Below are 12,219 nucleotides of genomic sequence, written 5' to 3'. Positions count from 1 at the left end.
AATAGTTATGGGTAGCACGGCGAGCAGTAGGACGTGCAATACGACAAGTGCAAAGTACGATAGTCAGACCGCTATGGCGGTCTTTTGAATCGACAGCAAAGGATGTAAATAATGATAACAGGCTTAGTGGCAGGCGTGCTGATCGCCGGGATGACGTCCAGCGCGGTTTATGCCGATGCGGCGAGCGATTTACAAAGCCGACTGAATAAAGTGAACAGCTTCCACGCGACGTTCACCCAAAAAGTCACTAGTGCTGAAGGGACTGCGGTGCAGGAAGGTCAGGGGGAGCTCTGGCTGAAGCGGCCAAATCTGTTCAACTGGAAAACCACTGCGCCGGACGAAAGCGTGCTGATCTCTGATGGCAAGACGCTGTGGTTCTATAACCCGTTCGTCGAACAGGTATCAGCGACCTGGTTGAAGGAAGCCACGGGTAATACGCCCTTTATGCTTATCACACGTAACGATGCCAGTGAATGGGGTCAGTATAACGTGCGCCAGAAAGGGGATGATTTTGAGTTAACGCCGAAAGCAGCCAAAGGCAATCTGAAACAGTTTGCTATTAACGTCAATGCCAGCGGCACCATCAAGAGTTTTGTCGCGACAGAGCAGGATGGACAACGCAGCAGCTATACCCTGCAAAACCAGCAAAACGGCGCTGTGGATAGCAGCAAGTTCACTTTTACGCCGCCGAAAGGCGTGACGCTGGACGATCAACGGCAGTGAGGCCATCGTGAGTAACCTGTCACTGGATTTTTCGGACAATAGCTTTCAGCCGCTTGCCGCTCGTATGCGGCCCGCTACGTTGGCGCAATATATCGGTCAACAGCATCTGCTTGGCGCCGGTAAGCCCTTGCCGCGAGCGATTGAGGCGGGGCAGTTACACTCCATGATTCTATGGGGGCCGCCCGGCACCGGAAAAACCACACTGGCAGAACTGATTGGTCACTACGGACAAGCCGACGTGGAGCGGATCTCTGCCGTAACTTCCGGCATTAAAGAAATTCGCGAAGCGATAGAGCGCGCGCGGCAGAATCGCGATGACGGGCGACGTACCATCCTGTTTGTGGATGAAGTGCATCGCTTCAACAAGAGTCAGCAGGATGCCTTTCTGCCGCATATTGAAGACGGCACCATCACCTTCATTGGCGCAACCACCGAAAACCCTTCGTTCGAGCTTAATTCGGCACTGCTGTCGCGTGCACGCGTCTATTTACTGAAGGCGCTCACCGCAGAAGACATCGAACAGGTGTTGCAGCAGGCAATGACGGATACCGCGCGCGGGTTTGGCGGACAGAACATCGTATTGCCGCCAGAGACGCAGCGATTGCTGGCGGAACTGGTGAATGGCGATGCGCGGCGCGCGTTGAACAGCCTGGGAATGATGGCGGATATGGCCGAGGTTGATGCGCAGGGCAACCGGATACTGACGCCCGAATTGCTGCACGAAGTGTCGGGCGAACGTAGTGCGCGCTTTGATAACAAAGGCGACCGCTACTATGACCTGATTTCTGCATTGCATAAATCAGTGCGTGGGTCGGCACCTGATGCCGCATTGTACTGGTATGCACGCATTATTACCGCTGGTGGCGATCCGCTCTATGTTGCACGGCGTCTGTTGGCAATAGCCTCCGAAGACGTAGGCAATGCCGATCCGCGGGGAATGCAGGTGGCGATCGCCGCCTGGGATTGCTTCACCCGCGTAGGGCCGGCAGAAGGAGAGCGTGCTATTGCGCAAGCGATAGTGTATCTGGCCTGTGCGCCCAAGAGTAATGCGGTTTACACCGCTTTTAAAGCGGCGATGCAGGATGCCAGAGAGAAACCGGATTACGACGTGCCGGAGCATTTGCGCAATGCGCCCACCAAACTGATGAAAGAGATGGGGCTGGGTGCGGAATACCGCTACGCCCATGATGAACCCAATGCCTACGCGGCGGGTGAGGACTATTTCCCGCAAGCTATGGCGCAAACGCGCTACTATCTGCCAACGTCACGTGGTCTGGAAGCCAAAATTGGTGAAAAGCTGGCCTGGTTGACTGCACAGGATCAAAATAGCCCGACAAAACGCTACCGCTGAACTAGGCGTTGCGGTAAGGTTATAAGGTTCTTTTCTACCGCGCGACGGGTGTCGCGCAACGTAAAATTTCACCAAAAAACATTAAAACAGGATTAGCATGCTCGATCCCAATTTACTGCGTAATGAGCTAGACGCAGTTGCCGAAAAGCTACTGGCTCGCAGAGGTTTTAAACTGGATGTAGACACGCTGCGTCAACAAGAAGAACGCCGCAAAGTGCTACAAGTAGAAACGGAAAGTCTGCAAGCAGAGCGTAACTCCCGATCGAAAGAGATCGGTACGGCTAAATCTCGTGGTGAAGATATCGAACCGTTGCGCCGCGAAGTGAATACCCTGGGTGAAAAGCTGGATACGGCCAAGGCCGAGCTTGATGCGTTGCAAAATGCCATTCGTGAGCTGGCGTTAACCATTCCGAATATGCCGGATGACGCCGTGCCGTTGGGCAAAGATGAGCACGATAACCAGGAAATCAGCCGCTGGGGTGAACCGCGTCAGTTTGATTTCCCAGTGCGCGATCACGTTGATTTAGGTGAACTGGCCAAAGGCGTCGATTTCGCCGCAGGCGTCAAATTGACCGGTGCGCGTTTCGTTGTTATGAAAGGGCAGATTGCTCGCCTGCACCGCGCACTGTCACAATTTATGCTGGATCTGCATACCGAACAGCACGGTTATCAGGAGGCCTACGTGCCTTATCTGGTTAACCATGCCACGCTGTACGGTACTGGTCAGTTGCCGAAGTTTGGTGAAGACCTGTTCCACACCAAACCGTTGGATGAAGAAGCAGAAAGCAGCAATTATGCTCTGATCCCGACGGCGGAAGTGCCGTTAACCAATTTGGTGCGTGATGAAATTCTGGATGAAGAAACACTGCCGATCAAAATGACGGCGCACACCCCGTGTTTCCGTTCTGAAGCCGGTTCCTACGGTCGTGATACCCGTGGCCTGATCCGTATGCACCAGTTTGACAAAGTGGAGTTGGTGCAGATTGTGCGCCCGGAAGATTCCATGGATGCGCTGGAAACGCTGACGACGCACGCGGAAACCGTGTTGCAACTGCTGCAACTGCCGTATCGCAAGGTGCTGCTGTGTACTGGTGACATGGGCTTTGGCTCAACCAAAACTTACGATCTGGAAGTGTGGCTGCCAGCGCAGAACACCTACCGTGAAATCTCTTCCTGCTCCAACATGGGGGATTTCCAGGCTCGACGCATGCAAGCGCGCTGCCGCAACAAAAGTGACAAGAAAACGCGTCTGGTGAATACGCTGAACGGTTCCGGTCTGGCCGTTGGACGTACACTGGTTGCCGTGCTGGAAAACTATCAGCAGGCGGACGGGCGCATCGCCATTCCTGATGTGCTGCGTCCTTATATGGGCGGGTTAGCGTTTATCGGTTAAACACGCTGCTCTTTCGTTATTAAAAGCGCCTTTCGGGGCGCTTTTTGCGTTATGGTGCCTCAGTATCACAAATCGTGCGGCCCGATATTGCCCACGTTGACTTTTAAACGCGCAGTGGCATGATGCGCACACACTGTATAGCCAACCGACTTAAAAATGATTACATCCTATGCCCTGATATGCGGCAAAGAAGCATAGCTGGCTGTTATCAAAATAATGTCGCTTGGCTATAGTGGTTGAATAATCAGGACACTAAACTTACATCCAAAATGGAGGTGTTTAGTGAACCATAAACGACAATTTACCCCTGAGTTTAAAAAGGAAGCCGTGCCCCATTCCCAGTCGAAACGCAACAAAACGGTAGGGCATTATGCCGCCTGTAAGTGCGTTAAAAATACCTCATTTGGAGAACGATAACCCAGCGATTTTCGGCCTCGCGTATTGAGCAGGTGTTCGAGTGCTGCAACCTTGCGATGGGTGACATAATTGAAGTCCGTTCCCTTCGGGTAAAAACGCCGTATCAGCCCGTTGGTATGCTCATTCAACCCGCGTTCCCAGGAATGATATGGCCGGGCAAAGTAGACCGGTGCCCCCATGACTTTTGTAATTTCCCCGTGCTGGGAAAATTCAGAACCGTTGTCAGCAGTCAGGGTTTTAAACTCGCAGAAGGTATTGGCAACGATGTCCCTGAAGGCCGCTACCACTGTCTCTGCTCGCTTGTTGGGCAGTTTGCGAATGATGACCAGCTTGACGGCTTTATCGACCACCGTCAGCAGGAATGATTTCTGATCTTTGCCAAAGATGGTGTCAATCTCGAAATGCCCGGGTTCCTGTTTGAGGTCAGCAACGGCCGGCCGCTGCTCAATGCCAACACGGTTGGGAATAGGACCGCGTTTGTTCTCATCGGTCTGATAGTTATACCGTTTACCCCGATGAGGGAGCTGCTGATACAGCTCACCGCCGGCCCGGCGCTCCTGCTGGATATAGCGATAGAGCGAGTTCTTGCTGACGGACAGGCCAAATTCCAGGACCAGGCGCCCACTGATGACCTCAGGTGAGGTGTGGGTAGACAGCGCCGTTCTGATAAAGTCCTGAATGTGCGGTTCAAGCTGGTTAATCACGCTGTCCGGCCGTGTTTTCTGCCGCCGCCCTCTGGCCAACGTTTCGGCCCTTCTGCAGGAATAGACCCCGTTGAAAGCGGCGTCGGTATTGCGTCTGAGTTCCCTGCTGATGGTAGAACGAGGAAGCTCCAGTTCCCGGGCGATGGTGGCCTGGTTAACCCCATCACCACGCCGTTTTTCGATGTAGAACCGCTCTTTGTGAGTCAGATGTTTTCCCTGCATGCAACGGGATCTCCAGTAGGGCCAGAACGGTGATTTTATCCGGGTCTGGCCAGTGGGTCACTTTGTTGCATTTTGACTGGGAATGGGGCCGTTGCCCTGGTAACAGAGCAGGGCTATACGATAGCCAGGGCAGCAGCATCGCTGGGCATAAGCAACAAAACCCTGCATACATGGGTCTCGCTGGCACGCGAGCAGAGCAACGGCGTACTCAGCGATGATGAACGTGCAGAGTTAAAACGGTTACAAAAGGAAAACAAAGAGTTACGTACAGAGAAGGAGATACTAAAAAAGGCGAGTGCCTTCTTCGCGAAACATATGTCGTGAGATACCGGTTCATTCTCGACAATGCCACTGACTTCAGCGTTCGTACACTCTGTCGGGTCATGCGTGTGACGGCCTCTGCCTGGTATGCATGGCGAAAAAAGCCCGCCGAACCGCTGCAAAAAGACGTGGAGGTCCGGGTCAGGTTAAAGGCGCTGTTCGCCGCCAGCAGGCAGGGAGCAGGAAGCCGGACGCTGGTCAAAAGGCTTCGTGGAGAAGGCATCATAATCAGCCGCTGGCGGGTGAGGAAACTCATGCAGGAAGAGGGGCTGGTCTGCCGACAGCGCCGGACTTATAAGGTCACGACAAAACCCCGCCCGGGTGCAGAGGTGGCCCCAAACCTGCTGAACCAGAATTTTAACCCGCCGGGGCCAAATCAGGTGTGGGCGAGTGACATCACGTATCTGAAGACCGGTGAAGGCTGGCTGTATCTGACGGCTATTATGGATTTGTACTCCCGGCAGATAGTGGGCTGGCAGGTGGACAGACGGATGACCTCATCGCTGGTCTGCGGGGCCCTGATGAAGGCATATAACCTGCGAACTCCCCCGCCGGGCCTGGTGGTGCATACGGACAGGGGGACGCAGTACACGGGACAACGCTTTCAGGCGCTGCTGAGCAGCTACAGGCTGAGGAGCAGTATGGGAGACGTGGGTGCCTGCTGGGATAATGCGGTGATGGAGCGCTTCTGGGGCAGTCTGAAACATGAATGGTTGCTGCTGGTACCCCAGCCAACACGGGCTTACATGGAGCAGTATAGCCAACCGACTTAAAAATGATTACAGCCGATGCCCTGATATGTGGCAAAGAAGCATAGCTGGCTGTTATCAAAATAATGTCGCTTAGCTATATGTGGCGACGTATATCCGCTACTACAACCTAGACAGGCATCATGCCGCTAAGGGGGATCTGTCTCCGGTGCGTTATGAACAAATGGCTGAGAAAAAAGTGTCCTGATTTACTTGACCAGTGCATCTGTAAACAGCGGTAATAGTTGCTGTGCGACGGACTGAAGACGGAGCCGTTGAAATCCTGCGTCCATTCTGCCCAGATTAAGGCCTGTTCCAGATCGCCGCCTGCCAGCGCCAGCATGGCTTTCAATTCACCGATGCGCAGCGTGAGCCAGCCGTTATCCTTGCCGGTTGCCAGCCCCAGCAGTTCGCGCACGCGGGTGAAGTCATCAAAACCTTCATCATCCAACTGAGCAATCAGATCGAGATAGGCCTGCTTTTCCCATTGACTACCGGGCAGAGAGAGGATGGTCTCGCGTAGATGAACACCCATCTTGTTGTTTGCCAGCAGCAGATCGTCTGCCGGATAAATGTCGGACATCCCCGGCACGATATAGCCAACCGACTTAATTTTGATTACACCATATGGACTGAGAACAAACTCTCTGTATCGCAACCCATCTCTCTTTTTTTGCTTTTTGCTTGTGCCCATTTATGCTCAATTGGGTTAAGATCTGGCGAATATGTAGGCAAATACTCCACCATATACCCTGCATCGATGATGACTTGTTGAATATTATGTTTTTTGTGAAAAGTGGCATTGTCCATCATGATTACACTGTTTTTAGGGAGTACTGGGATAAGGACTTGTGTGACCCAGGCATAGAAAACATCGCTGTTAATATTGATATCAAATAATCCGATAGCAAACAGCGTTGTGCCTAATAAAGCGCCGATAACATTTGTTCTTCCCCTAGCTCCCCAGTTCTTCAGGCCAAAACACCGTTGACCTTTTGGGGAATAGCCGTGAGTCCGTGGGGCATCGTGTGAAAAACCACTTTCATCAATAAAAACAATAGGTTTACCTTCTTTTTCATACTGTTGTTTTTTTTGTTGAAATCCCTGCCGGGCGTTTTCGTCGGCTTTCGGATGACGTAGAGTTTTTTTTATAGGTCAATCCCAGCTTTTTAAGCGCTTGCCAAATGGCCTTCTGACAAACGCCAAAACGCTCTGCACGTTCTTTTTGGTAAGCATCTGGATATTGTTCAACATCTTTTATCAACTCGGATTTATCGATCTTTCGCTGACGCGTGGTCGATGCTTTTGACTCTATTTGATTAATCCAACGCGATACAGAGGCAGGGCCAATCCGAAATTGCTTCGCTGTTTCTCGGATACTCAACCCTTCGTTTTTCCGTGTAGATATCACTTTACGTCTAAAATCAATTGAATAGCTCATTTAAATAATGTAATCAAAATTAAGTCGTTTAGCTATAATGCGGCAAGACAGGTGCTCGTAGTCGGCGATATACACCTCTTTGTGCTCTTTATGGAAAATGGCCATCAAGGTAGCAAATTCCTGCTCGGTGCTGCCTGTAAAGCTCCAGTCGACAAAGGGATAATCTGCGTCGGTTTTAAACAAATCCCACTAGATCAAACCACTGGAATCGATAAAGTGGGTTTCCAGATTGGCATGATCCGCCACATCGTCATTATCGAAACTTGGTGGGGTAAAGACATCAAGATCTTTCAACCCGCGTCCTTGCAGCAGTTCGGTGACGGTGCACTCCACCGCGACTCCGAAATCCGGGTGCGCACCAAAGGAGGCGAAGCAGGTGCCATTGCTGGGGTTAAACAGCACCACGCAGATCACCGGGTAATTACCGCCCAGCGACGCGTCATAGGCAAGGATCGGGAACCCTTCTTTTTCCAGCGTAGCGATGGCTTCCACTACGCCGGGATAACGTTGTAACACGCTGTCTGGGATGGTCGGCAGGCTGATGGCCTCGGCAATAATGCGGTTTTTGATGTGGCGTTCGAACACCTCAGACAACCCCTGTACACGCGCTTCATTGGCGGTGTTGCCGGCGGACATGCCGTTGGAGACGTAGAGGTTGCCGATGATATTCATCGGGATGTAGACCGTGGTGTCATCGGATTGACGGGTAAACGGCAGGGCGCAGATGCCGCATTCATCGTTGCCGGATTGCAGATCCACCAACATGCTGGCGCTCAATTAGTTGTCAGGATCGTAAAAGGCGCGCAGGTGATCATCCAGAATCCCTGGCGGCAGGCTGTCATCATCCGGCAGCGGGAACCACTGCTCGTTCGGGTAGTGTATAAAATCGCCGTTCGCGATTGACTTGCCGAGATAGAAATCGGCAAAGAAGTAGTTGGTGGAAAGACGCTCAAAATATTCACCTGAGGCTGAAGCCAGGGCGGCCTTCTTACTGGAGCCTTTGCCGTTGGTAAAGCACAGTGGGCAATCTTTGTCGCGAATATGCACGGACCAGACGTTAGGCACCGGATTCAGCCAGGAGGCTTCTTCGATGTTGAACCCCAGGTCACGGAGTTGTTGTTGAAAACGGGCGATGGAGTCTTCCAGGGCGGCGTCTTTGCCTGGGATGAACGTTTGGCTCATGATTGTCACTTTTCTCTTTTATGGGATGTGCATCATACGGATTTTTCACGGACAACTCCACGCTGTCGCCGTGCGGGTTTTATACGGGAAAGCGTAATAAGGATTGCAGCGAGAAGGAGCCAGTGATAAAAACAAATGATGACGGTTGCTGCAAAAAACCATGATGGCTGCTGCAAAAAGCCAGTGTGGTTGTTGCAAAGAATCATAATTATCGCTGTAAAACAGACGAAACGTTAAAAATAGTCGTACTAAATACGTGGTGAGGGGAAATGACACAAGTTTTCAATTTTAGCGCCGGTCCAGCCATGCTGCCTGTTGAAGTGCTGCGTCGTGCCGAGCAAGAGTTATGTAACTGGCGTGGGCTGGGAACCTCCGTAATGGAAATCAGCCACCGCAGTAAAGAGTTTATGCAGGTGGCGGCGGAAGCCGAACAGGATTTGCGGGATCTGTTAAAGATCCCCTCCAACTACAAAGTGCTGTTTTGCCAAGGCGGCGCACGCGCGCAGTTTTCTGCCGTACCGCTTAACCTGCTGGGTGACAGCGATAAAGCAGACTACATCGACGGCGGCTATTGGGCGCACAGTGCGATCAATGAAGCGGAAAAATATTGCAAAGTGAACGTTATCGACGTGAAAACCCGCATTGACGGCCTGCGTGCAGCCAAACCGATGCGTGAATGGGCACTGTCTGACGATGCGGCTTTTGTGCACTACTGCCCGAATGAAACCATTGACGGTCTGGCAATTAAGGAAACCCCTGACTTTGGCGACAAGATTGTGGTCGCTGACTTTTCCTCCAGCATCCTGTCCTGTCCGATAGATGTCAGCCGTTTCGGCGTGATTTATGCCGGTGCGCAGAAAAACATTGGCCCAGCGGGGCTGACGTTGGTGATTGTGCGCGAGGACCTGCTGGGTAAATCCCGTAGCGTGCTGCCGTCGGTACTGGATTACAAAATCCTGGCGGACAATGACTCCATGTACAACACACCGCCGACCTTTGCCTGGTACCTTTCTGGCATGGTGTTCAAATGGTTGAAAGAACATGGTGGCCTGGTGGAGATGGAAAAACGCAATCGTGAGAAAGCGGATCACCTCTACGGCGCTATCTACAGCAGCGATTTCTACCGTAACGACGTGCTGGCCGCCAACCGCTCGCGCATGAACGTGCCGTTCCTGCTCGGTGACGACGCGCTGGATAAGCTGTTCCTGGAAGAGTCCAAAGCGGCAGGGTTGCATGCGCTGAAAGGCCATCGCGTGGTGGGTGGAATGCGTGCGTCACTGTACAACGCAATGCCGCTGGAAGGCGTGCAGGCGCTGACCGCGTTTATGGCGGATTTTGAACGTCGCCACGGCTAATACCGCCGCGAGTGACGTCGTGGTTTGTCCGCGACGTTGCAGGTTGTATCGTTGCCGCTGCCCGCAAAGCGGTAACCTGTTTCCAGTAAGCCCCGGTTTGCACCGGGGTTTCTTATGTTGATGACCGGAGTTAAGAGTTACATGCAGGAATCCCTTACCCTACAGCCTATTTCCCTGATCGATGGTGTGATTAACCTTCCCGGTTCGAAAAGTGTCTCTAACCGTTCGTTGTTGCTGGCCGCATTGGCAACGGGGACGACGCGTTTGAAAAATCTGCTCGATAGCGATGACGTTCGCCATATGCTGGACGCGTTACAGGCGTTAGGCGTGCAATATCAGCTTTCGCCCAGCCGCACCGAGTGCGACGTCACCGGTATCGGTGGGCCGTTCACCGCGTCGCAACCGTTAGAACTGTTTCTCGGCAATGCGGGCACGGCGATGCGCCCGCTAGCCGCCGCGCTGTGCTTGACGCAGGGCGATATTGTCTTGACCGGCGAGCCGCGTATGAAAGAGCGACCGATCGGTCATCTGGTGGATGCGCTACGCCAAGGCGGCGCGACCATCGATTACCTTGAACAGACCAACTATCCGCCATTGCGCCTGCACGGTGGCTTCCAGGGCGGTGAGATTGCCGTGGATGGTAGCGTCTCCAGCCAGTTCCTGACCGCGTTGCTGATGACAGCGCCGTTGGCGGGTAAAGACACCCGCATCAGTATCAAAGGCGATCTGGTGTCCAAACCCTATATCGATATCACGCTGCGCATGATGAAAGATTTCGGCGTCGAGGTGCATAACGAGCATTACCAGCACTTCAGCGTACAGGGCAACCAGCAATACCGTGCGCCGGGTGAATATCTGGTCGAAGGGGATGCCTCCTCCGCGTCCTATTTTCTGGCGGCGGCGGCTATCAAAGGCGGCACGGTCCGTGTTACTGGCGTGGGACGTAACAGCGTGCAAGGCGATATCCGGTTTGCTGATGTGCTGGAAAAAATGGGTGCTATTATCCGCTGGGGCGATGACTATATCGAGTGTCAGCGCGCTGAGCTGCACGCCATTGATATGGACATGAATCATATTCCCGATGCGGCCATGACCATCGCCACGGCAGCACTGTTTGCCGAGGGGGGCACCACAACGCTGCGCAATATCTACAATTGGCGGGTAAAAGAGACCGACCGTCTTGCTGCCATGGCGACGGAACTGCGCAAAGTCGGTGCCACGGTGGAAGAGGGTAACGATTATATTCGCATTACACCTGCACCTCAGTTACGTTTTGCCGAGATTGGCACCTACAACGATCACCGTATGGCGATGTGTTTCTCACTGGTGGCATTATCGGATACGCCCGTGACCATTCTCGATCCCAAATGCACGGCAAAAACCTTTCCGGACTATTTTCAACAGCTGGCGCGTCTAAGCCACGGTTAATAACCGGACAGTGGTTGCGCTTTTCCTGTAGGGCGGGCATAAACCCGCCCTCAGTTTTGCAAGGCATCTTCTGAAATTTTATCTTTCTCCGGGTGTTAGATTAACGGTTTTGCTCGTTGGCGCGTATAATAATGAGGCACCGTAAGTCGTAACAGACCTCGCGGTTGACCCGAGTAATAGGAGAAAGAGATGGCGGTAACGGCACCGGTAATTACGGTTGATGGGCCGAGTGGCGCAGGCAAGGGAACGCTGTGCAAGGCGTTGGCAGAAACATTGCAGTGGAATTTGTTGGACTCGGGTGCGATTTATCGCGTACTCGCGTTGGCTGCCTTGCATCATCAGGTTGATATCGGTTCGGAAGAAGCGTTAGTGCCGCTGGCGTCGCACCTTGATGTACGCTTCGTTGCTGAAGACGGGCAACTGAAAGTGATTCTGGAAGGCGAGGACGTCAGTAACGAAATTCGTAATGAAACGGTCGGTAATACCGCCTCGCAGGCAGCCGCTTTTCCGCGTGTGAGAGAAGCTTTATTGCGCCGTCAGCGCGCATTTCGTGATGCGCCGGGATTGGTGGCGGACGGCCGCGATATGGGAACCGTGGTGTTCCCCGATGCACCTGTGAAGATTTTTTTGGATGCCAGCGCGGAAGAACGTGCACAACGACGCATGCTACAGTTGCAGGAAAAAGGTTTTAATGTTAACTTTGAACGTCTTTTGTCCGAGATAAAAGAACGGGATGCGCGCGATCGTAATCGTTCGGTAGCACCGCTAGTCCCTGCCGCAGATGCGCTGGTGTTGGATTCGACCGATATGTCTATTGATGATGTTATTGCGAAATCGCTCACTTATGCGCGTAAAATCCTTGCTCAATCACAGGGTTGATTGAGGCGCGGTATAGCATTGTTTTTTTAACCTTGTTGTAAGGATAACAGCAGG

9 protein-coding genes and 3 pseudogenes are annotated in these 12,219 nt (G+C 52.8%); 7 read left to right on the top strand and 5 right to left on the bottom strand.

Annotated features, from left to right (window positions below; genetic code table 11):
* Positions 1 to 111: 111 nt before the first annotated feature.
* From lolA to serS, 3 genes are all read left to right on the top strand, one after another.
* Positions 112 to 723: an outer membrane lipoprotein chaperone LolA gene (gene lolA, locus ACQGXV_RS33365; protein ID WP_440864409.1), complete on the top strand. Its 612-nt coding sequence runs from the start codon at positions 112 to 114 to the stop codon at positions 721 to 723.
* A 7-nt stretch (positions 724 to 730) separates the two neighbouring features.
* Positions 731 to 2,074 (top strand): replication-associated recombination protein A, encoded by a 1,344-nt coding sequence (locus tag ACQGXV_RS33360; RefSeq protein ID WP_440864408.1) that lies wholly within the window; start codon positions 731 to 733, stop codon positions 2,072 to 2,074.
* Between the two features lie 97 nt (positions 2,075 to 2,171).
* Positions 2,172 to 3,467 carry a serine--tRNA ligase gene (gene serS, locus ACQGXV_RS33355; RefSeq protein ID WP_440864407.1) on the top strand — a complete coding sequence of 432 codons (1,296 nt, stop codon included), beginning with the start codon at positions 2,172 to 2,174 and terminating at the stop codon, positions 3,465 to 3,467.
* 368 nt (positions 3,468 to 3,835) lie between these two features.
* Here serS and ACQGXV_RS33350 read toward each other — a convergent pair whose 3' ends face one another.
* Positions 3,836 to 4,810: an IS30 family transposase gene (locus tag ACQGXV_RS33350; protein ID WP_440864402.1), complete on the bottom strand. Its 975-nt coding sequence runs from the start codon at positions 4,808 to 4,810 to the stop codon at positions 3,836 to 3,838.
* A 45-nt stretch (positions 4,811 to 4,855) separates the two neighbouring features.
* Here ACQGXV_RS33350 and ACQGXV_RS33345 point away from each other — a divergent pair.
* Positions 4,856 to 6,088 (top strand): annotated as a pseudogene (locus tag ACQGXV_RS33345) (IS3 family transposase).
* Positions 6,089 to 6,106: 18 nt separating this feature from the next.
* Here ACQGXV_RS33345 and ACQGXV_RS33340 read toward each other — a convergent pair.
* The 4 genes and pseudogenes from ACQGXV_RS33340 to ACQGXV_RS33325 form a co-directional block, all read right to left on the bottom strand.
* Positions 6,107 to 6,478: pseudogene (locus ACQGXV_RS33340) on the bottom strand (30S ribosomal protein S12 methylthiotransferase accessory factor YcaO); the annotation flags it as partial.
* Positions 6,479 to 6,498: 20 nt separating this feature from the next.
* Positions 6,499 to 7,032, bottom strand: coding sequence for an IS630 family transposase (locus ACQGXV_RS33335; protein ID WP_440862665.1), 534 nt, complete (start codon positions 7,030 to 7,032; stop codon positions 6,499 to 6,501).
* A complete protein-coding gene (locus tag ACQGXV_RS33330; RefSeq protein ID WP_440862584.1) occupies positions 6,956 to 7,321 on the bottom strand; it encodes an IS630 transposase-related protein in 366 nt (121 codons plus the stop codon). Before ACQGXV_RS33330 ends, ACQGXV_RS33335 begins: the two co-directional genes overlap by 77 nt.
* Before the next feature lie 9 nt (positions 7,322 to 7,330).
* A pseudogene (locus ACQGXV_RS33325) lies at positions 7,331 to 8,503 on the bottom strand (YcaO-like family protein); the annotation flags it as partial.
* Between the two features lie 269 nt (positions 8,504 to 8,772).
* Between ACQGXV_RS33325 and serC the strand changes: the two are divergent.
* The 3 genes from serC (at position 8,773) to cmk (ending at position 12,165) form a co-directional block, all read left to right on the top strand.
* Positions 8,773 to 9,858, top strand: a complete 1,086-nt coding sequence (serC, locus tag ACQGXV_RS33320; protein WP_440864406.1) for a 3-phosphoserine/phosphohydroxythreonine transaminase — start codon at positions 8,773 to 8,775, stop codon at positions 9,856 to 9,858.
* A 141-nt stretch (positions 9,859 to 9,999) separates the two neighbouring features.
* Entirely contained in the window at positions 10,000 to 11,286 is a 1,287-nt protein-coding gene (gene aroA, locus ACQGXV_RS33315) for a 3-phosphoshikimate 1-carboxyvinyltransferase (RefSeq protein WP_440867775.1), read from the top strand.
* Positions 11,287 to 11,475: 189 nt separating this feature from the next.
* Positions 11,476 to 12,165 carry a (d)CMP kinase gene (gene cmk / locus ACQGXV_RS33310; protein WP_440864405.1) on the top strand — a complete coding sequence of 230 codons (690 nt, stop codon included), beginning with the start codon at positions 11,476 to 11,478 and terminating at the stop codon, positions 12,163 to 12,165.
* Positions 12,166 to 12,219 lie beyond the last annotated feature (54 nt).

It is taken from the genome of Symbiopectobacterium purcellii, assembly GCF_052050035.1.
Lineage (GTDB): Bacteria > Pseudomonadota > Gammaproteobacteria > Enterobacterales > Enterobacteriaceae > Symbiopectobacterium > Symbiopectobacterium purcellii_A.
This window is presented reverse-complemented; position numbering and strand designations above follow the sequence as displayed.